This is a genomic window from Agromyces terreus (assembly GCF_009749465.1).
Lineage (GTDB): Bacteria > Actinomycetota > Actinomycetes > Actinomycetales > Microbacteriaceae > Agromyces > Agromyces terreus.
Genome location: NZ_WBIS01000002.1, coordinates 400,900 through 421,218 on the forward strand (window position 1 = coordinate 400,900; position 20,319 = coordinate 421,218).

Annotated in this window: 12 protein-coding genes; 8 read left to right on the forward strand and 4 right to left on the reverse strand. The window is 71.0% G+C overall.

The annotated features are described in order from the left end of the window. Nucleotides 1-62: 62 nt before the first annotated feature. Entirely contained in the window at nt 63-1,274 is a 1,212-nt protein-coding gene (locus GQQ92_RS07030; protein WP_156998512.1) for an ROK family transcriptional regulator, read from the reverse strand. Nucleotides 1,275-1,382: 108 nt separating this feature from the next. Between GQQ92_RS07030 and GQQ92_RS07035 the strand changes: the two genes are divergently transcribed. From GQQ92_RS07035 to GQQ92_RS07060, 6 genes are all read left to right on the forward strand, one after another. Further along, nucleotides 1,383-2,249, forward strand: a complete 867-nt coding sequence (locus GQQ92_RS07035) for a LacI family DNA-binding transcriptional regulator (protein ID WP_156998513.1) — start codon at nt 1,383-1,385, stop codon at nt 2,247-2,249. Nucleotides 2,250-2,395: 146 nt separating this feature from the next. After that, the gene (locus GQQ92_RS07040) at nt 2,396-4,981 is read left to right on the forward strand and encodes a glycoside hydrolase family 2 protein (protein ID WP_197738126.1); all 2,586 of its coding nucleotides are present in this window, start codon (nt 2,396-2,398) and stop codon (nt 4,979-4,981) included. Further along, nucleotides 4,978-5,883, forward strand: coding sequence for an ROK family protein (locus tag GQQ92_RS07045; RefSeq protein ID WP_156998515.1), 906 nt, complete (start codon nt 4,978-4,980; stop codon nt 5,881-5,883). The genes GQQ92_RS07040 and GQQ92_RS07045 overlap by 4 nt, the downstream gene beginning before the upstream one ends. Before the next feature lie 38 nt (nt 5,884-5,921). Beyond that, a complete protein-coding gene (locus GQQ92_RS07050) occupies nt 5,922-9,434 on the forward strand; it encodes a carbohydrate binding domain-containing protein (protein WP_156998516.1) in 3,513 nt (1,170 codons plus the stop codon). Further along, on the forward strand, nt 9,431-10,768 hold the full coding sequence (locus GQQ92_RS07055; protein WP_156998517.1) for a glycoside hydrolase family 26 protein: 1,338 nt from the start codon (nt 9,431-9,433) through the stop codon (nt 10,766-10,768). Before GQQ92_RS07050 ends, GQQ92_RS07055 begins: the two co-directional genes overlap by 4 nt. A gap of 117 nt (nt 10,769-10,885) precedes the next feature. Continuing rightward, entirely contained in the window at nt 10,886-12,640 is a 1,755-nt protein-coding gene (locus GQQ92_RS07060; RefSeq protein WP_156998518.1) for a threonine/serine exporter family protein, read from the forward strand. Nucleotides 12,641-12,713: 73 nt separating this feature from the next. On the opposite strand, the gene GQQ92_RS07065 is transcribed toward GQQ92_RS07060, so the two are convergent. From GQQ92_RS07065 to GQQ92_RS07075, 3 genes are all read right to left on the reverse strand, one after another. Further along, nucleotides 12,714-14,183, reverse strand: coding sequence for an NAD(P)/FAD-dependent oxidoreductase (locus GQQ92_RS07065; RefSeq protein WP_232057550.1), 1,470 nt, complete (start codon nt 14,181-14,183; stop codon nt 12,714-12,716). Between the two features lie 105 nt (nt 14,184-14,288). Beyond that, entirely contained in the window at nt 14,289-14,555 is a 267-nt protein-coding gene (locus tag GQQ92_RS07070) for a hypothetical protein (RefSeq protein ID WP_156998520.1), read from the reverse strand. A gap of 67 nt (nt 14,556-14,622) precedes the next feature. Next, nucleotides 14,623-15,654, reverse strand: a complete 1,032-nt coding sequence (locus tag GQQ92_RS07075; protein WP_197738127.1) for a Ca2+-dependent phosphoinositide-specific phospholipase C — start codon at nt 15,652-15,654, stop codon at nt 14,623-14,625. Between the two features lie 199 nt (nt 15,655-15,853). On the opposite strand from GQQ92_RS07075, the gene GQQ92_RS07080 reads away from it, so the two are divergent. Continuing rightward, nucleotides 15,854-18,964 carry an alpha-mannosidase gene (locus GQQ92_RS07080; RefSeq protein WP_156998522.1) on the forward strand — a complete coding sequence of 1,037 codons (3,111 nt, stop codon included), beginning with the start codon at nt 15,854-15,856 and terminating at the stop codon, nt 18,962-18,964. Next, entirely contained in the window at nt 18,961-20,313 is a 1,353-nt protein-coding gene (locus tag GQQ92_RS07085) for an MFS transporter (RefSeq protein WP_156998523.1), read from the forward strand. The genes GQQ92_RS07080 and GQQ92_RS07085 overlap by 4 nt, the downstream gene beginning before the upstream one ends. Nucleotides 20,314-20,319 lie beyond the last annotated feature (6 nt).

The following is a 20,319-nucleotide window of genomic DNA, read 5'->3' on the forward strand; positions in this document are numbered from 1 at the left end:
ACATTAGTAATTTATGTAAATGAGATGCAAGGGTTCGTGGTCGATGGGCCGACACGGCGACCTCACCGACGCATGCTCGGTCCGTGCCCCGGCGCGAGCGAGCTCTGCAGGATCAGCGCCGCGGCGCCGACGGCGGCGGTGTCGCGCGGGTTGCTGGACAGTTCGACGGCGACGCCGTGCGCCCGCCGCGCGAACGCGCGCTGCTCGAGCGCCGCCCGGATCTCTCGCGCGTAGATGGAGCCCGCGATCGCGAACCCCCACCCGGCGAGGTCGATGCGGTCGACATCGAAGAGGTTCACGAAGCTGAGGGTGGCCATGGCCATCTGCCGGGCGGATGACTCGATCATCTCGAGTGCCCTCGGCTGGCCCTGGATGGCCGCACGCGCGATCGCGTCGAACGACCGCTCGGTGTCCGAGTCCAGACCGAGACGCTCGTTCAGTTCAGGGTCGGCGCGGCCCGCCTCGACGACGGCGGGCGGAGCCGCGTATCGCTCGAGACATCCGCGGTTCCCGCAGAAGCACTCGACACCCGCGGCGTCGATCGAGATGTGCCCGATCTCGGCAGGATTCGAGGACGCTCCGCGATAGAGGGCGCCGCCGGTGACGATGCCGGCGCCGATGCCGCTGCCCATGTAGATGCAGGCATACGTCGACTCCCGAGAGATCTGGCGGCTCCAGAACTCTCCGAGGGCCGACGCCGCGGAGTCGTTGTCGACCAGCACCGGCACCGAGACCAGCTCGGCGAGCGCGTCTCGGAGGGGGAAATCGACCCATTGCCGCATCGACGGCGGTCCGATGACGAGCCCCTGCGCGAGGTCGATCGGCCCGGGCGTCACGATCGAGAGTCCGGCGACCCGCGTCTCGTCGATGCCGAGGCCCGTGAGGAAGCCCCGGTAGTCGGCGGCGATGCGCTCGACGACCTGCTGCGGCTCGCCGGAGCCGGCGCCGTCGAACAGCTGGCGCCCGAACACCCCGCCGGTCGTGTCGGTCGCGATGCAGACGGCGTTCTCGAATCCGAGCTGGATGCCGATCGCGAACACCGCGCGCGAGTTGATCGTCAGGAGCGTGCGCGGTTTGCCGCCGGTCGCGATCGTCGCCCCGGTCTCGCGGACCACGCCGTCGTCGATCAGGCGCCGGACGATGTTCGAGATCGAGGGTTGCGTCAGGCCGGTGGCCTCGGTGAGCTCGACGCGGCTGATCGGGCCCGAGGATCGGATCAGGTCGACGACGAGCGCCCGGCTTCCGGGGCCGGTCGCAGTCTCGCGTCGCGCCATGGTGTCACTTCCGAATCGCACTCGGCCGCCCGGACCGGACGGTGTGGATGCAAGTAGGTTAGTTGAGGATTCGCGGCGCAACGCCCGCGCCGCATCCGAGAGGGAACCATGGACATCGATGCAGACGTCGCGGGGTCGCGTCCGGTCGGGCTGGTGCTGGCGCGTCCGTCGGAGGTGCTCGGCGACGAGCCGTACTTCCACGAGCTGGTCGCCGGAGCCGAACGGGTGCTCCGCCCGCTCGGTCGCGCGGTGCTGCTGCACGTCCTGTCGACCCGCGACGAGGAGATGGCGTGCTACGAGCGCTGGGCGGCCGACGGGCACGTCGCCGGCGTTCTCCTCGCCGACCTCTCGCCCGGCGATCCGCGCATCGCGCTCGTGCGGAGCCTCGGGCTGCCCGCCGTCGCGATCAGCGACCCGGTGTCGGGCGGTGGGCTCGAGACCGTCTGGACCGAGGACGACCTGGCGATGGCCGATGCCGTGCGGTACCTCGACGACCTCGGCCACACCCGCATCGCGCACGTCTCCGGCCCATCGGCGATGGCGCACACGCTGATCCGGAACGCGAGCTTCGATGCCACCGCGGCAGACCTCGGCCTGCAACGGGTGCGCATCGAATGCGACTACTCCGAACGCTCCGGCTTCGAGGCGGTCATGGGGCTCACCGACATCGACGAGCCGCCGACGGCGATCGTGTTCGACAACGACCTGATGGCGCTCGGCGGGATCCGCGCGGCGCGCGAACGGCGCCTCGCGGTGCCGGGCGACCTCTCCCTGCTCGCCTGGGACGACTCGGCGCTGTGTCAATTGGCGCTGCCGCCGCTCTCGGCGATGAGCCACGACGTGCAGGGCGTCGGAGCGCTGGCGGCGCGGTCGATCCTGCACGCGATCGAGGGCCGGCCCCCGGGCATGGTGCGGGCCGACCGGGCCGCCCTCGTGCAGCGCGCGAGCACCGGCCCGAGAGCCGCCATTTCATAAATTAATCATGTAAGCCCTTGACACGAGGATTTCGTGTCGGCATCCTGAACCGAGAACAACACCGTCCCATCCGGTCGTCGGTGCGCTCTGCACCGATGCAGGACGCGCCCGCCGAGCATTCCGGTCGGGCCATCAGGAGCAGCCACATGACCCTCATCGACCACGCACCCGTGCCTGCGACCCTTCGTCGTCGCACCGATCTCGGCGGAACCTGGGAGCTTCAGCTCCTCGACGCCGGAGCCGGGGCTCCGGAGGGGGCACGAGCGCTGACGCTCGAGGGCCACGTGCCCGGCCAGGTGCACACCGACCTGATGCGCGCCGGGCTCCTCGAGGACCCGGACGTCGCGATGCGGGAGCGCGACCAGATGTGGATCGGCCGCTCTCGATGGAGCTACTCGCGCTCGTTCGAGTGGCAGGCGGCGGCCGGTGCCGTCGAACTCGTCGCCGACGGGCTGGACACGGTCGCGACGGTGCTGCTCAACGGGCACCGCATCGCGCAGACCCGCGACCAGCACATCAGCTACCGGTGGCATGTCCGGCCGCACCTGGTCGAGGGCACGAACCGCATTGAGGTCGTCTTCGAATCCGCATGGGATGCCGCCGCCGAGCGGGAGCGTTCGTTTGGCCCGCTGCCGACCCCGTACGACGAGCCGTATCCGTACATCCGCAAGAGCGCCTGCAACTTCGGATGGGACTGGGGCCCGCACTACGTCACCGCCGGCATCTGGCAGCCGATCGCGATCGAAGCGTGGAGCGGTCGGATCGAGCACGTTCGCCCGCTCGTGACCCTGTCCGAGGACCACCGGTCCGCCGGTGTCGCGGTCACGGTGCGCCACGACCGGATCGACGAGCTCGAGGCGGCGACCCTCGTGGCCGTGCTGCGCGCGCCCGACGGCGAGGTCGTGGCCAGCGCGAGCGCCGACACCGGGCCGGACGGCGCGGACACGGTCGTGCCGCTCCAGGTCGCCGACCCGCAGCTCTGGTGGCCGGCCGGCTACGGCGAGCAGCCCCTGTACGAACTCACGGTCGAGCTGCGCACCCGAGACGGCGTGACCCTCGACGAATGGCAGCGCGCGATCGGCATCCGCTCGGTGCAGACCGTCGCGACCCCGGATGCCGCGGGCGAGCAGTGGGCCATCCTCGTCAACGGCCGGCGCATCCGCATCCGCGGCTACAACTGGATTCCCGAAGACCCCTTCATCGCAGAGGTCACCGAGGACCGCCTCGCGCAGCGGCTCGATCAGGCGGTCGACGGCAACGCCAACCTCCTCCGCATCTGGGGCGGCGGATACTTCGCCACCGAGGAGTTCCTCGACGGCTGCGATCGCCGCGGCATCCTCGTCTGGCACGACTTCCTCTTCGCGTGCGCCGGCTACGACGAGACCGGGGGGATGTCGGAGCTCATCCGCGTCGAGGCGGAGCAGGCGGTCGCCAGGCTCTCGAGCCACGCGTCGGTCGCGATCTGGTGCGGCGGCAACGAATGCGTCTGGGGCCACGAGGAGTGGGGCTGGGAGGACACGCTCGGCGAGCACCGCACTTGGGGTGCGGGCTTCTACACCGAACTGCTCCCGTCGATCGTCGCCGACCTCGATCCCACGCGCCCGTATCTGCCGAACAGCCCGTGGTCGACCCTTCCCGGCGCCAAGGCGAACGACCAGGCATCCGGGCCCGCGCACCTCTGGGACATCTGGAACAACCGCGACTTCGCCGAATACCGGTCGAGCGACCCGGCCTTCGTGTCGGAGATGGGCTGGTGCGCACCCCCCGCGGCCACCACCCTGCGCAAGGTGATCACCGAGGGCTCGCTCCTGCCCGACAACCCGCAGGTCGCACATCACATGCGGGCCTCGGAGGGCATGCACAAGCTCGCGAGGGGGCTCCAGCCCTACTTCACGACGCCCGCGACCGAGGAGGACTGGCTGTACCAGACCCAGCTCGTGCAGGCCCGTGCCGAGCGCACCGGCACCGAGTGGCTGCGCAGTCGCGATCGCTGCGCAGGCGTGGTCATCTGGCAGCTCAACGACTGCTGGCCCGTGCTGAGCTGGTCGGCCGTCGACGCCGACGGCATCGAGAAGCCGATGTGGTTCGGCCTTCGGCGCGCCTTCGCTCCCCGTCTGCTCACGGTCCAGCCCGTGAAGCCGGGCGGAACCCAGGATCCGTCGGGAACCGCGGGCCTCGAGCTCGTCGCGGTCAACGACGGAGCCGAGCGTTGGAGCCCGTCGGTGCGGGTGCGGCGTCTCGGGTTCGACGGGACGGAGCTCGCCTCCGCGGTCGTCGACCTCGACGCGGCCGTCGACGAGAACGCGCGTCTCGTTCTGGACGATGCGATCTCGAAGCCCGAGGATCCGGCCGCCGAGTTCCTGGTGGCGGACGTCGACGGCGCTCGGGCCGTCTGGACGTACCGGCCCGACCGAGCCGCGGCGATGCCGCGCGCCCGTTGGGTCGCGAGCGTGGCGGAGGGCGATCGAGGCGTCGAGGTCACGGTCCACGCCGAAACGGTGCTCTTCGACCTGTGCCTGTTCACCGACCGGCTCGCCGATCTCGCCGGTCTTCCCGGTGACGCGCTCGTGGCCGACGACCAGCTGATCACGCTGCTTCCGGGCGAGTCGCACACGTTCGCCGTCCGCGCGCGGGCGGGCGAGCGCGTTCCGTCGATCGACCCCGCCGCGCTCGCCGTTGGCGGAGCGATCCTCCGCGCCGCCAACGACACGGCCCCGGAGCGTCGGGGATGATCGCGGGCGTCGAGACCGGCGGCACGAAGATCATCTGCGGGGTCGCGGATGCCGCCGCACCGGACCTGCTCGTCGATGTCGTCGAGTTCCCGACCACGACGCCCATCGAATCGGGCGAGCGCATCCGGGGATACCTCGAGCACTGGGGCGACCGCATCGATCGCGTCGGCGTGGCCTCGTTCGGGCCGCTCGATCTCGACCCCGGGTCGCCGACGTTCGGCAGCATCACGACCACGCCGAAGCCCGGATGGGCCTCGACGCCGGTGTCCGAGCTGATCGGCGCCGGCCGAAGGATGGCCCTGGTCTCGGATGTCACGGGTGCCGCGATCGGCGAGGCCGCCCACGGGGCCGCGACCGGCGTCGACGACGTCGCGTACGTGACGGTCGGCACCGGCATCGGCGTCGGCGCGATCCTCGCAGGTGCACCGGTCTCGCGCGTCGGGCATCCCGAGATGGGCCACCTGCCCGTGCGCCGGCATCCCGATGACCGGTTCGCCGGCGTCTGCCCGTTCCACGGCGACTGCATCGAGGGCCTCGCCTCCGGGCCGGCCATGGCCGCGCGTTGGGGCCGGCCCACCCGAGCCCTCGGCAGCGATCGCACCGCGGCCGTGGAGCTGGAGTCCTACTACCTCGGACAGCTCCTCGCCTCGGTGCTCTACTCGCTCGTGCCGCAGCGCATCGTTATCGGCGGCGGCGTGCTGAAGGTCGAGTCGATGCTCGCGGGCACTCGCGCGGCCATGCTCCGAGAGCTGAACGGAGCGCTCGGCGCCGACCACGCCTCGACCGATGCCGACGCATTCGTCGTGCCGCCGAGGCTCGGCGACCACTCGGGCGTCCTCGGTGCGCTGCACCTCGCCGCGAGCCTCGACGCCGACACGCGATCGCTCGCGGCCGCCGGCTGACCCGTCACGACCCACGCACACCGTCGAAGGAGACGAACATGCACACCCCCACCTGGATCCGCGCACTCGGTAGCCTGCTGGCTGCGGGTGCTCTCGTCGGCGGCGTCCTCGTCGCGACGCCGGCGGCCGCGCTCGAATCTGACTGGAGCTCTGTGAACACCGAATTCGTCACCCGTGACGGCAGTCGTCTGACGTTGGACGGCGAGACCTTCAGGTTCAACGGCGCGAACGCGTACTGGCTCGGCCTCGACGAGAACGTCGGGGGCGTGGACTACCCGACCTTCTTCCGCATCAGGAACGCGCTCGACACGGCCAAGGAGATGGGGCTCACCGTCGTGCGCTCGCACATGATGACCTCCACTGGTCAAGACGACGCGAACCCGCTCGCCATCATGCCGAGCCTCGGGGAGTACAACGACGCGGCGTTCGACACGATCGACTTCGCGATCGCCTACGCGGGTTCGATCGGCATCCGATTCATCCTCCCGCTCACCGACGAATGGGCGTACTACCACGGGGGCCATCGGGACTTCACCACACCGCTCGGCCTTCAGCCCGACGACTTCTATTCGGATGCCGCCTCGGTCGCCGCATTCGAGGACTACGTGGATCACATCCTCACGCGCACCAACGCGTTGACCGGGGTGCGGTACGTCGACGATCCGACGGTCATGGCCTGGGAGCTCGGCAACGAGCTCGAGGGGATGACGCCCGAGTGGATCGCGCGGGAGACCGCCTTCATCAAGGAGCGCGCGCCGCAGCAGCTCGTCTCGGCCGGTCGCCGCTTCGACATCGACCCCGACACCCTCACGGCGCCGGGCGTCGACATCGTCGACGTGCACTACTACCCGCCGACGGCCGCGAAGGTCGCCGCCGACGCGGCCGTCATCGCCGACGCGGGCAAGGTCTACATCGCCGGCGAGTACGGATCCAACTCCGCGTCCGCCGACCTCCTCGACCCGCTGATCGACAACGGCGACGTCACGGGCATGATGCTCTGGTCGCTGTTCCCGCACCACGATCGCGGCGGCTACGTCGAGCACGACGACGGCTTCACCCTGCACTACCCGGGAACGACCGACAAGATGCGCTCCCAGGTCGCGGCGGTGAAGGCGTACTCCGAGGCGCTCGGTTCGCAGACCGGCACCGTCGAGCTCGATGCACCCCTCATCACGCAGGTCCAAACCACCAATGGCATCAACTCGATCTCCTGGCGGGGAACCGCTGCCGCGGCGACGTACCGCGTCGAACGCTCCGCCGACGGCGCCGCCTGGACCACCGTCGCCGAGGTGCCGGCCGAGGCGTCGCCCGTGCTCGACCTGGAGGCCGCCGGCGACGTGCAGTACCGCGTCACCGCGCTGAAGCCGGACTCGTCGGCATCGAGCACGTCCGACGTGGTCGCCGTGCCCCGGGGGGCGTCCGTGCTCGTCGACCCGCTCGAGACGCTCGGCCTCGCCGAGTCCGCGACGGGCGTGCGCGTCACTGCCGCCCCGACCCACGCACAGGCCGTCGGCGACGGTGGCGACGCCGCGATCGTCTGGAAGATGAGCGGTGCGACGTCGGCGATGTTCCTGCTCGATGCGGGCACGGCCGACGAGATCGCCATCTCCTCGAGCGCCGACGGCGGCACGTGGGCCGAGGCCGACGTCGACAGCGCCGTCGTCGACGGACGCACCTCGGTCACCGCGTCGGGGCTCGCCGGAGACCGGGTGCGCATCGCCTGGCCGGCGGGCTCCGACATCCGACTGTCGCGCGCGACGATCACCGGGACCGCCGACCGCGCGGCCCTGGTCGACGATCTCGACGACTTCTCGCTCACCGCCGAGCACACCGGATCGCTCTCGATCGACGGCGGCAACCCGGCCCAGTTCGGCGGCGACACCGGGCGCGCGAAGCGCGACAGCGCCGACCCGGCGAGCCTCGTGTGGACCTACGACGACATCTCGGGCGCCGACTTCACCGCGTGGTACTGGCCCGACCAGCCCGTCATCCCGATCGCCGTCGCGGGCTCCGCCGACGGCACGGAGTGGACGACCCTGGCGCCGCAGGTGACCGGCGGCGCCGGCAACTGGAAGCGCTACGACTACAGCCTCCGCGGGCTCGAAGGCGTCGACTTCCTCAAGATCTCGTGGGACGGCGCCGAGGGTGAACCGTGGACGCCGCAGATCGGGCAGCTCACCCTCTTCTCGCCGAACGCACCCGAACCGTCGGCTCCGGGGCCGTTCGAGCTCACGTCTCCCGCTGACGGCGCCACGGGGCTCACCGCATCGCCCAAGCTGACGTGGACGACCGCGACCGACGCCGCCTACTACAAGGTCACCGTCGGCACGGACGCCGAGCTGGACGACCTCGTCGAGCAGTCCGGCGCGCTCAGCGCGCCGAGCTACACGGTGGCGGCCGATCTCGCGCCCGGATCGTCGTACTACTGGCAGGTCACGGCGTTCAACGGCTACGGGCAGACGGTCGCCTCGCCCGACGTCGCCGCCTTCTCGACCGCCGAGCCGCCGACCTCCGAACTCGTGATCGACGACTTCGAGTCCTACGTCGACGATGCCGCGCTCGCCGCGGCCTACCCGCGCAACGCGGGCGGAGGTCCGATCACGGCCACGAAGATCGCCAACCCCGAGACGGCGACCTCGGCCGCGTCGTTCGCGTACGACCTGGCCGGCCCGGGCTACGCGGGCGTCATCCGCACCCTTCCGACCGCTCAGAACTGGTGGGGATACCGCGGACTCGCGTTCGACGCACAGGCCACCGTCGGCCAGACGCTGAGCGTGCAGTTCGTCGCGGCCGGCGCGTACTGGGAGGCATCCGTTCCGGTCACGACGGCGGACTGGACCCGCTACGAAGTCGACTTCGACGCGTTCGCACCGCCCGCTTGGGCCGGTGAGGGGCAGCTCGACCTGAGCCAGGTGAGCCAGTACGCGTTCTATCTCGGCGGCAGCGGCACCGGGTCGCTCCGCATCGACGACCTCACCGCCACCGTGGCGGAGGCCGGCCCGCAGATGCCCGTGAACACGGCTTCGCCGACCATCGAGGGCACGGTCGCGGTGGGCCGCACGTTGACCGCCCAGCCCGGAACCTGGGACTCGGAGGACGTGACCTTCACCTACCGGTGGCAGCGCGACGGGGCCGACATCCCCGAAGCCGAGAACGCCACGTACCGGGTGACCGCCGCGGATCAGGGCGCCTCGATCACGGTCGTCGTGACCGCCCACCTCGACGAGGTCTCCGCCGGCGCTGCGAGCGAGCCCGTCGTCGTGCCGTACACGACGTCGCTCGACCTGCGACTCTCGACGCCGGTCTCCCTGTCGTTCCTCAAGACGCGGGCGAGCGTCGAGCTGAGCACGTCGGCCGCCACGGCGGGGCGGACGATCGTGATCAGCGTCGACGGCATGTCGGTCACCGCGACGCTCGACGCGAAGGGCAAGGCGACGATCACGCTGCCGAAGCTGAAGCGCGGCATCCACCACGTCACCGCGACGTTCGCGGGCGATGCATCCGTGGCCGCCGCCACGAGCCCGGCGCGACTGCTGGTCATCCTCCTGTGACGAGGCCGACCGCGTTCCCGACCCCGTCCGTGATCACGGTCGACGGGGTCGGGAACCTCGTCGCAGCGCTCAGGGCGTCGGAGCTGCCGGGCGCCGCGGGCATCGTGCTCGTGCGCTTCACGTCGAGCGACGAGACCGTCCTCGCGTCGAGCCCGACCCGGTTCTCGCCGAAGAGCGACTTCCTCGCAGCGGGCGTCGTGCAGCTCTCGGGCGTCACCGTGGCGGTGCACGACGGCACGTCGACGGCGTCGCACGAGCTCGAAGACGTGACCCTCGACATCCGGAACCTCCCGGCCCGCGTCGGCGTGCGCGAGTACCTCGCCGCGAGGCCGGACGGCCGCATCATCTCGGCCATGCACCACGACCACCCGTACGAGGATCCGGCCGAGACCGACGACCTGCATCGGCGCGTGGCGTCCGAGACCGGCGTCCACCCGGCCCTCTACAGCGCGGACTTCCTCACGGGCCGCACCGTGCCCTTCCGCGAGAACATGATCGACGAGGTCATCCGGCAGTGGGCGAACGGATGCCTCGTGCAGATCATGTTCCACGTGTCGCCGCCGCAGTACACGGTGGCGCAGGAGGTGGAGGGCGGCTGGGGCACGGATGCCGCGGAGGAGGCCATGCCCGGGCCGAACCGCGTCTACAGCTTCCTGCCCGAGGCGCGGTGGGCGGAGCTCATGACCGAAGGCACCGAGCTCAACGCCGGCTGGCGCGCTCGCATGGACGAGTACGCCCGCCATCTCCAGCGTCTCGACGACGCCGGGGTGACGGTGCTGCTGCGGCCGTTCCACGAGATGAACCAGCACGTGTTCTGGTGGGGCGGCCGGCCTGGCCCGTCGGGCACCGCGGGCCTCTTCCGCATGTTCCGTACCCATCTCGAGAACGTGTGGAACCTGACGAACATCGTCTGGGTGTGGAACGTGCAGGACCTTCCCGACGACTACGGGTTCGCGCAGGGCGAGAACTTCGGCCGCTACCGCGGAGTCGACGGCGGCCTCGCCGAGTACGACGCGAACGACTGGGACCTCTTCAACCCGGGCGCGGAGTTCTACGACGTGCTCTCGGTCGACTTCTACGACGACGAGGGCTATTCGCCTCGGAGGTACGAGCAGGCGCTCCGCATCGCGCAGCGCGACGGCAAGCCCATGATCATCGGCGAGACCTTCGTGCTGCCCGGAGCCGACGTGATCGAGGCGCAACCCGAGTGGGCCCTCGCCATGCCGTGGGGCGCCCGGAGCTGGAACCACAACACTCCCGAGGCGATGGCGTCGTTCTACCGGGGGAGCGTCGGCGCCGCCGATCTGCCGCGGTTCTCCCGTCGGGAGGGGTGAGCGGTTCCGGTACGCCTGCAGGGCACTCCCGCCCCGCGGAGACTGTCGCGACTCCCGACCGGGCCCTACGCTGGGTGGATGCCGCGCGAGGGGACGCGCGGCAGAGGAGGGGGCGGCATGGCGTTCGGCGGTGGAGCCCGGGCATCCCTCTGCGCCCTGGTCGCGGCATCCGCCCTGCTGCTCGGCGCACCCGCCGTCGGGGCGACGGCGGCCACGACGATCGCGGTGAGCCCCGCCCTCGAGCCGATCGAGACCGTCGAGCCGGAACCGGCCGACGAGACCGAGCCCCCCGAGAGCCCGCTCCCCACGCCGACGCCGACCCCGACCGGCACCGCCGAGCCGACCGGATCACCCGAGCCCGAGACGTCGGCGCCGACCGAGCCTCCCGAGACGGAGGAGCCGACGCCGACGCCCACGCCCGCCGAGGAGCCGACGCCGACGCCGAGCGAGTCGCCCGTCCCGACGCAGGTGCCCGCGGTGCCGCCCGCGGCCGCGACGGCCACGACCTCGGTGTGGTCGTGGATCATCGCCGCGGTCGTGCTCGTCGTCGCGGCCGGCATCCTCGTGGTCGCGCGGCGTCGCAGCGAAGACGAGGATGTCGCCGAAGCTGCCGTGCCCGCGGCATCCGACGCCCCGAAGACGGCGCTGGAATCCGCGGCGCGGACCGCCGCGACCCAGGCGGCCATGGAGGAGATCGGCGAGGCGATGACCGACGCCGGCTACTCGGTCGCGACCGTGCGCGAGACCCTCGAGGACGTCGCGCGGGCGAACAACCTCGTCGGCGCCGAGATCATCGTCTTCCCGACCGCGCTGCTCGTCTCCTCGCGCGGCGACGGGCCGTCGGGCACCGGTGCGGTGTCGAGCGGCGAGCACGACCTGCTGCTGCACCAAGTCGACGAACTGCAGGGCGTCGTCGACGACGCACGCGCCGGCATCGTGGACCCCGCCGAGATCCGGGCCCGCATCGCCCGCATGCGCGCGGCCCGGCCGCCCTACTCGCCGGTGCAGCGCGGGGCGGGGTACGTCCTCGTCAGCGCCGGCCTTTCGGTGCTCCTCGGCGCCTCATGGACCGGGGTCGTGTTCGCCGCGCTGCTCGGCGCCGCGGTCGGCACCGCCCTGCTCGCGGGCGAGCGGCTCGCCGGCCGCTACCGGGCGCTGCTCAGCGTCGGCATCGCCTTCGGGGTCGCCCTCGTCGTGCTCCTCGGGTTGCGGCTCGGCCTCGACTCCGGCGTGCTGCCGGCCCTCATCGCGCCGCTCGTGGTGCTGCTGCCGGGCGCCCTGCTCACGGTCGGATCGATCGAGCTCGCGACCGGCCAGATGGTCTCGGGGGCGGGCCGGCTCGCCGCCGGAGCCATGCAGCTCGTGCTGCTCGCGATCGGCATCGTCGCGGCGGGGGCGCTCGTCGGCATCCCCTCGCTCGAGGTCGCGCCGAGCTCGACCGGGCTCGGCGTCGTGGCCCCGTGGATCGCGGTCGCCCTCTTCGGCGTGGGCATCGTGGTCTACAAGTGCGCGAACCGCGCCTCGCTCGGGTGGATCCTCGTCGTGCTCTACGTCGCCTACGGCGCACAGGTGCTCGGCGCCGTCTTCTTCGGCGGCGTGCTCTCGGCTCTCATCGGCGCCCTCGTCGCGATGCCCGTCGCCGTGCTCGTCGCCCGTCGGCCGCACGGTCCGAGCGCGCTCGTCAGCTTCATGCCCGCGTTCTGGCTGCTCGTGCCCGGGGCGCTCGGCCTCGTGGGGGTCGCCTCGGTGCTCGGCGGCGACGCCGGCGGGTCGGCCTCGCTCATTACGACCACGGCGACCGTCGTCGGCATCTCGCTCGGCGTGCTCGCGGGCACCGCGGTGTCGAGCCGGTTGGGGCGGCCGGTGCTCTGACCCGCGCCGGGCGGGTGCGGGCGCGACGGTGCGCGGGCGGCGACGGTGCGGAGGGCCCGGGGGTGGCGCGCCCCTACCCGGCCGGCTCGGGCGAGTTCGACTCGGCGGGCGACTCGATCCTGACGACCTCGTCGGCGCGGTCGGACGCGAGCGCCGCATCGCTCGCCTTCAGCTGCTCGGGCGTGAGCCGCAGGCGTTCGGCCTTCGAGGGGCGGATGGCGGGCACGTCGCCGACGATCGGCACGGGCGTGCGCCAGCGACGGAACCCGTAGCGTGCCCAGAGGCCGATCATGGTGCTGAGCCGGTTGCGAGAGCCGAGCAGGCTGCCGATGTGCACGAACAGCCACGCCGCCCAGGCGGGGTATCCGATGAGCCCGAAGAGTCGACGGAACCCGGGCACCCGCTGCAGGAACGGCAACGCGTGCAGCACGGGCAGGTTCGCGATGCCGGGAACCTCGCCGACGGCCGAGCGGCGGCCGATGATCGCCAATTGGCCCTTGTCGTAGTACTCGAATCGCTCGGTCCCCTGCCCCGCCATGAGGCGCATGATCTGCGCGCCGACGTGCCGGCCGCCCTGGATCGCGGGCTGCGCGAGCTGCGGGAGGTCCTGCGGCGCGATCGCGATGTCGCCGGCGGCGAATACGCCGGGCAGGCCCTCGACCTGCAGGTCTTCACCGACTCTGATGCGGTCGTGCTCGTCGAGCGGGAGGCTCCAGTAGGCGACCTCCTCATGCGGGGCGACGCCCGTGGCCCAGATGGTCATGTCGGACGGGATCGATCGCCCGTCGGTGAGCACGACGGCGCGCTCCTGCACCTCGGCGACGCCCGTGCCGAGGCAGAGCTCGACGTCGCGCCGCACGAGCTGCTTCGCGGCGTAGCGGCGCAGCTTCGGGATGAACGGCTTCAGCAGTTCTTGGCCGCGCTGCACGATCGTGATGCGGAACGCCTCGCCGTCGAGCTCGGGGTAGGCGGGGCGCAGGCCCTGGTCGCGCAGTTCGGCGAGGGCGCCGGCCATCTCGACGCCGGTCGCGCCGCCGCCGACGACGACGACGTGCAGGCCGTCGGTGCGGCCCTCCTGCTGGGTGGCCAGCTCGAGCCGCGTGAACAGGGTGTCGCGGATGCGGATCGCCTGCGAACGCGAGTACACCGCGAACGCGTGCTCCTTCGCGCCCGGCGTTCCGAAGTACGCCGTCGTCACGCCGTTCGCGAGCACGAGGTAGTCGTAGTCGATGGTCTTGCCGTCGAGCAGGCGCACGGACTTCGCGTCGGGGTCGATCTCCATGAGGTGCTCGTGCACCACGTCGAGGTTGGGCTGCCGCATCCGCAGGCTGCGCAGGAAGTGCGTGACGTCGCCCGGATTGAGCCCGCCGGTGGCCACCTGGTACAGCAGCGGCTGGAACGTGTTGTACACCCGGCGGTCGATGAGCGTGACGCGCACGGGCGCCTTCGCGAGGGCCTGCGCGGCGTTCACGCCGGCGAATCCGCCGCCGACGATCACGACGTGGGGGAATGAGGCATCGGATGCCGCAGCTGAAGGTGTCACATCGTCAACGGTACTCATCGATGCGCTCGACGGTGGGCGCCGCGACGGACCGCGCGTTCGCGCGGCCCGTCGCCCGGCGTCGGCCCGACCGGTCGGCGGGACGGGTCAGAGCGATTCCTCGTCGGGATCGGACTGCACGGGGTCGCTCTCGGAGGGGTCGAAGTGGTACTTCACGTACCGCTCGTCGCCGACCTGTCGTTCGTCGCCGGCGACGTACCAGAAGATCGACTCGACGCCGCGGACGGCGGCGACCGAGGAGATGCGCTGCTCGACCTCGCCGCCGATCAGCACGCGCCGGTCGGTGGTTCCGGCCAGCGGGCCGTCGACGTGCTCGACGATGTATTCGACTTCGGTGCTCGTGTCATCGCTCATGCCTCCAACGTACGCCTCCGAAGCGGTCGTGGTGCCGGCTCGACGATGTTCTCGCCGCCCGATGCGGTCACTCGGTGCCGGGCACCGGGCGGGCGAGGGCGTCGGCGTCGAACGAGACCGTGTAGCCGTCGCCGGCGCGCGGCTCCGACGGCGGGTAGTCGGTCGAGATGAGCTGGGCGCCGGAGTCGAGCGCAGCGGCCCGGTCGGCATCCGACGTGTGGAGGTCTGCGTCGGCGCGGGTGCGCACGATGACGCCCGCTGCGAGGTCGGCAGCCATCGCGGGGTCGCGGGGGTCGTCGAGGATGACGAAGCGGGCGTCGGGGGAGCCGGTCTTCGACGAGGTGAAGATGCTGCGCCCCTCGAGGTTCGGGTGGCCGTCGAGGGCGAGCTCGTGCACGGCCTCGTTGTCGCCGAAGTAGAACAGCACGCGGTCGCGCATCTCGCCGACGGTCGGCCAGGCGCCGTCGCCGAGGTCGTCGGGCGTGAACAGGGCGGCGCCGAGGCGATCGGCGATCACGTCGTCGAGCGCGTCGGCGGCTTCGGCGTCGTACGCCTTCAAGGTCGGGTCGAGGAACATGTAGTCGGACTTGACCTCGATCATGATGCTGATCGGCAGGTGGCCCTCATGCCGCTTGGACCACAGCGCGATCTCTTCGAGGGCGAGCCCGAAGTCGGGCGACGTGGCGCGGTTGCCCACGAGTGGCACGTGGCTCATGCTGAAGTCCTCGCCGTTCCAGCGAACGTCGAGCTCGAGGCTGCGGATTCCGGCGTCGAGCTGGTCGGTGAGCGGCTCGTGATCGTACTGGAGGGCCGGCGCCTCGCTCGGCTCCACGAGGCTGATCACCTGCGTCTGCAACCAGGTCGGGGCGAGGTTGTAGCTGTTGTGCGTGCCGATGACCTGCAGGTCGGCGTACGGCAGGTCGTCGTCGATCGGCACCTCGACGAGCGGGCTCGGCTCGGTGGTGCGCAACTCGTCCATCCGTGCAGCCTGAGCAGTCCGGCTCTGCCGGCCCTCGAACCAGAAACTGCCGACCAGCAGCGCGAACGCGACGATGACGACGGCGACGATCCAGGCGAGGATCTTCAGGGTGCGCTTCATGAGCGGACGGCGCCTTTCGGGTGAGGACCGGGGGTGCGGCAGAGCGGGTGATCCGACAATAGTGCCGACCCGGCAGCACGGGGCATCCGGGACTGCGATGTTGACGCAGGTGTGACCTAGACTCGCGTGCGCGACATCCGCCTGACCGTGCCTGCATCGCCGCGGGCGCGGCCGAGGTGTCAGCAGACAAGAGGACGCCATGCAGGGATTCCCAGCCTTCCTGTTCGGTCTCGCCGCCCAGCAGCCGACCGAGTATCGACGCCTGACGCGCATCCGCAAGCGCATCTACACGAAGGTCGCGCCGCTTCGGGCCGAGATCGTGCGCTCGCCCGAGCCGATCCCGTTCGCCGAACTCGACCGGTCGGCGTTCCGGCCGCTGCGCGACGGAACGGCGTGGGGGTCGGTGTTCGAATGCGCCTGGGTGCGCATCACGGGCGAGGTGCCGGCGGATGCCTCCGGCAAGGCCGGCCGAGCCGTGCGCAGCCTGGGCAGCAACGCGGGCAACGCCGAGAACCTCGTCATCATGCTCGGCGTGCGCGGCGAGGGTCTCGTGCACAGCGCCGCGGGTGAGCTGCTCGACTCGGTGAGCACGGTGTTCCAACAGGGCGATCTGCCCCATAGCGGTGGGCAGCATCGCCCGGTGCTGAACGTCGACACGACGCCGGGCGCGCGCATCGAGCTCTACGCGGATGTCACGTACAACGGCTGGATCCTCTACGAGGTCGGCAAGGCGATCTATCACGGCGCTCATCTCGCGACCCGCGACGACGAGGCGTACGCCCTCTACTACGACTACCTGACGCTCGTCGTGCTGGCCGGCGCGACCGAGGATGCCGTGCTCGAGGCCGAGCTGCGCCGAGCGCTCGCCGCGGCGTGGGTGCGCTTCGGCGGCGGGGGCGTCGGGGCGATCCGGGAGGCCCGTGCGGCGCTGGCACCCGCGCTTGCGGCACCGTCGACGAGCGGGTTCCTGTATGACGCCGTGGGTCACGGCCACCTCGACATGGCGTGGCTCTGGCCCCTCCGCGAGACGCGGCGCAAGGCGGCCCGCACGTACGTGCGCGCCATGAACGCGATCGACCGGCGCGACGACTACGTCTACGGCACGAGCCAGCCGCAGCAGATGCACTGGATGCGCACGCGGCATCCGGCCCTCTTCGAGCGTATGAAGACCGCGGTCGCCGACGGGCGCATGGAGCTGCAGGGCTCGTTCTGGGTGGAGCCCGACACGAACCTGCCGTCGGGGGAGTCGCTAGTGCGGCAGGCGATGGTGGGTCGCGCGTTCCTGCAGCAGGAGTTCGCGCTGACCGACGAGCAGCTGCGGCTGTGCTGGCTGCCCGACACGTTCGGGTACAACGGCAACCTGCCGCAGATCCTGAAGAAGAGCGGCATGGACTGGTTCCAGACCATCAAGCTCGCGTGGAACAAGGTGAACGACTTCCCGCACCGCACCTTCCACTGGCAGGGCATCGACGGGTCGAGCGTGCTCGTGCACATGCCGCCCGAGGGCGACTACAACAGCCGCGCCGGTGCCGATAACCTGCTCACCGGGTTACAGCGGTATCCCGAGCGCGACCTCGACACCGCACTGCTCGTCTACGGCTCGGGCGACGGCGGCGGCGGACCCAACGAGATCCACCACCAGTTGCTCGACCGCGAGCACGGCGTCGACGGACAAGGGCTCCGCGGGCTGCCCAAGGTGCGCCGATCGACCGCTGGCGACTTCTTCCGCCGGCTCGAGCAGCGCGACATCGCCCACACCCACGTCGGCGAGCTCTACCTCGAGACCCACCAGGGCACCTACACGACGCAGGCCCAGATCAAGCGGCACAACCGGCTCGTCGAACGCAAGCTGCACGAGGTCGAGGCGCTCGCCGTGCTCGCCGGCGACGACCACCGGCCCGTGCTCGAGGAGCACTGGCGCGAGGTGCTGCTCAACCAGTTCCACGACATCATCCCCGGCTCCTCGATCGAGCGCGTCAACCGCGAGGCGATCGAGACGTACGAGCGCATCGAGGGCGAACTCGACGCGTACGCGACCGAACTGATCGAGCGGATGCCGCGGCGCGGCGAGGTCGGCGGCGGCGCGCCCGTCGAGCGCACCGCCCTCAACCTCACGAGCCACGCCCGCGAGGAGGTCGTCCGGGTGGGCGACGACTGGTTCCGGGCGGTCGTCGCGCCGTACGCCGCCGCCGAGTTGCAGCCCGTCGCCGCGGCATCCGACGATCTCACCTTCACCGACGACTCCCTCGGCAACGGCGTGGTGACGCTGCGCTTCGGCGCCGACGGCGTGATCGTCTCGTGCGTCGACCGCGACGGCGCCGAGCACGCGGGTGCCGGCCTCAACCGGCTCGTCGTGCACCGCGACCCCTACGTCTGGCCGTTCAACGCCTGGGACATCAAGGCCGACTACGTGACGAAGGCGCCGCGCGTGATCCCCATGCGGCTCGTCAGCGCCGAGGTCGACGGGCCGACGGTCGTTCGCACGCAGGAGTACCGGTCGACGGCCGTGACCGTGCGCCAGCGCATCGTGCTCGAGGCCGGCAGCGACGTCGTGCGCTTCGAGACCGATGTCGACTGGCACGAGAAGCACCGCATGCTGCGCGCCGAGTTCCGCCCGACGCACTTCGGCGAGACGGTGCGCTGCGAGATCCAGTTCGGCCACCTCGAACGCGTCACCACCGAGCGCGACTCGGTCGAGCGGGCGCAGTTCGAGGTCTGCGCGCACAAGTGGATCGCCACCGACGACGACCGCGGCGGCTTCGCGCTGCTCAACGACTCGAAGTACGGGCACCGCGTGAAGAACGGGCTCGTGAGCCTCAACCTGCTGCGCGCGCCCACGTTCCCCGACAAGACGGCCGACCGCGGGCGGCACCGCTTCACGTACGCGTTCACGCCGTTCGCGCCGGGCGACCTCGCGAAGGTCGTGCGCGAGGGCTACCGGCTCAACAACCCGCTGCAGATCACGGATGCCGCGCCGTTCGCGTCCGCGGCATCCGTCGACGATCCCGGTGTGATCATCGAGACCCTGAAGCGCGCCGAGCAGGGCGACGGCGTCGTGCTGCGGCTCTACGAGAGCCTCGGGCAGACTACGACGACCGCGCTGCGCGTGTCGATGCCGGGGGTCTCGACACGCTCCGCCGCTCGACCGGCGGCGACCGATGCCGCCCGCGCCGATTCTGCCCATGCCTTCGCCGCCGTCGAGACCGACCTGCTCGAGCGCCCGTACGGCGCGGCCGACCGCGTCGACCTCGACCGGCTCGAGTTCGGCCCGTTCGAGATCAAGACGATCGTGCTGCGGGCGGCGTCGTGACCGCCGGCGGGCCCGCCGCGGCATCCGCAGCCCGACCGATGCCGGCGATCGCGCCGCGCATCCAGGCGCGAGCGGTCATCACCGCGGGCTTCGGGCAGAACTTCGTGCTCACCACGGTGTCGACGTTCATCCTCGTGTACCTGCTGCAGTACGCGGGCATCAGCAGCGGCGGGCTCGCGGCAGTCACGGTGATCATCACCGTGTCGAAGTTCATCGACGCGATCACCGACCCGCTCATGGGCAGCATCGTCGACATGACCCGGTCGCGGTGGGGCAAGCTGCGGCCGTACATCCTGTTCTCGGCGGCGCCCGTGGCCGTGCTCTCGGGTCTGCTGTTCTCGGTGCCCGACGTGAGCGAGCCCGCGAAGATCGCCTTCTTCGGCGTGACCTACATCCTCTGGAGCCTCGCGTACACGGTGTGCGACGTGCCCTTCTGGGGCCTGATCGGCTCGGCGTTCGTCGACCCCGACCGGCGCACCCGTGTCATCGGCAGCGTGCGCGCCTTCGGATCGATCGCCCTCGGGCTCTCGACGCTCGGCATGCCGTGGATCGCGCGCGCCCTGAGCTTCGGCCCCGAGACCACCGGCAGCGGGTGGACGCTCGCCGTGTTCCTCACGTCGTTCCTCGGCATGGGCGTGTTCCTGCTCGCGTTCTTCTTCACCCGAGAGCGCGAGACCGCTGCGGCATCCGACGGGCTCAGCGTTCGCCAACTCGTCGCGACCCTGTTCAAGAACCGGATGCTCCTGACCGTGCTCATCGCCTCGGTGCTCGGGTTCGGCCGCTTCATCGTGCAGGCCGGCGGCGCGGTGTTCGTCGTCATCGCCTACGGCGACGAGGGCGCGTTCACGCTCGTCGGCGCGGCGATCATCGTCGGCATGGTCGTCTCGTCGTTTCTCAGCCCGCTGCTGCTGCGCCGCGTGCCGGCCCGCCGCGTGATGGTGTGGAGCTCGTTCGCCGCGGCCGCGCTGTACCTGCTCATGTTCGTCGTCGGCTACGCGAACCTCGCCGTGCTGCTCGTGTTCATCTTCCTCACCGGGCTCATGCTCGGCGTGTTCCTCGTGACGCAGGCGGCGATGATCGCCGACTCGGTCGACGACGCCGAACGCCGCCTCGGCGTGCGCAACGACGGCATCTCGTTCGCCTCGCTCACCTTCGTCTCGAAGATCATGAACGCGCTCGCCGTGCTCGTCTTCGGCGTGTTCGTCGTCATCGCCGGCTACGAGCGCGGCGTCGAGGTCACCGCCGACATGCAGCAGACCGTGTTCATCGCGCTCACGATCGTGCCGGCCGTCAGCTGCGTGCTGTCGGCGGTGCCGTTCATGATGCGGCGGCGGCCGAAACGGAGTTGAATCCGC